Origin of the sequence: Micromonospora qiuiae (assembly GCF_016863555.1) — a bacterium.
GTDB lineage: Bacteria > Actinomycetota > Actinomycetes > Mycobacteriales > Micromonosporaceae > Micromonospora > Micromonospora qiuiae.
The window spans coordinates 1-1029 of the sequence record NZ_BOPC01000187.1 but is presented as its reverse complement, the minus strand read 5'-3'; the positions used below and the strand labels follow the sequence as shown (position 1 = coordinate 1029).

1 protein-coding gene is annotated in these 1029 nt (G+C 66.4%); it reads left to right on the top strand.

Going from position 1 to position 1029, the window contains the following annotated elements; translation table 11 throughout:
* The first annotated feature begins 184 nt into the window (after nt 1-184).
* On the top strand, nt 185-1006 hold the full coding sequence (locus Vqi01_RS30335; RefSeq protein WP_204038557.1) for an IS5 family transposase: 822 nt from the start codon (nt 185-187) through the stop codon (nt 1004-1006).
* Nucleotides 1007-1029 lie beyond the last annotated feature (23 nt).

Genomic DNA, 1029 nt, shown 5'->3' with positions numbered 1-1029 from the left:
GTGAGCGTCCGGGAACTCGGCTGGGCGCATGGTCACAAGGTGATGACGCACGGCGTGTAGTGGATCGGCATGAGGCGAGCTCCTGGTAGATCGGCGGTTGTCTAGGCCAGCCGTTCTCCAGGAGCTCGTTGTGTCATTGTCGCCTGAGTGTGTCTGCGTGTCATGCCCGGCCCACCCGGCAGGCATGTCAGTACCGTCGACGTGCGGCTTCTACCCGTCGTCCTCGATGACCGATGCCCAGTGGGCGATCATCGAGCCGTTGCTGCCCGCGCCGGGTAACACCGGCGGGCGGGGCGGACGGCCGGAGAAACATTCCCGTCGTCTGGTCCTGGACGCGATCTTCTACCTGGTGCGGGGCGGGATCGCGTGGCGGCAACTACCGGTCGGGTTCCCGCCGCCGACCACCGTCTACGACCGGTTCCGTGCCTGGGCCAAGGCCGGCGTGTGGCAGGTCATCCATGACGCGTTACGCGACCTGGTCCGTGTCTACGAGGGCCGCGACCCGCAACCGACCGCGGCGATCATCGACTCCCAGTCGGTACGCGGCGCGGACACCGTGCCCCGCACCAGCCGAGGATACGACGCGGGCAAGAAGATCAACGGAACGAAGCGGCACCTCGCCGTGGACACCAGCGGCCTGCTGCTGGCCGTGATCGTCACGATAGCCGGACTGCAAGACCGCGACGCCGCCCACCGGCTGCTGACCCGGCTGCGCGAACGCTTCACCACCATCGCCCTGGTCTGGGCCGACGCCGGATACACCGGACGGCTGCTCGTCTGGGCCCGCAACGTCCTGCACCTGAGCATCCAGATCGTCAAACGCACCGACCCGGGCTTCGTCGTCCTGCCCCGCCGTTGGGTGATCGAGAGAACATTCGCCTGGATCAGCAAACACCGCCGCTGCGTACGCGACTACGAAACCAAACCCGACCACCACGAAGCCATGATCCACATCGCCATGATCATGACAATGTCACGCCGACTCGCCCGCACCGGCAACTGGTAACCGGAGTTCCCGGACGCTCACTT

Excerpts from the sequence above, each read along its gene's own strand:
- Vqi01_RS30335 (WP_204038557.1), top strand. The coding sequence starts at position 185 with ATGTCAGTACCGTCGACGTGCGGCTTCTACCCGTCGTCCTCGATGACC.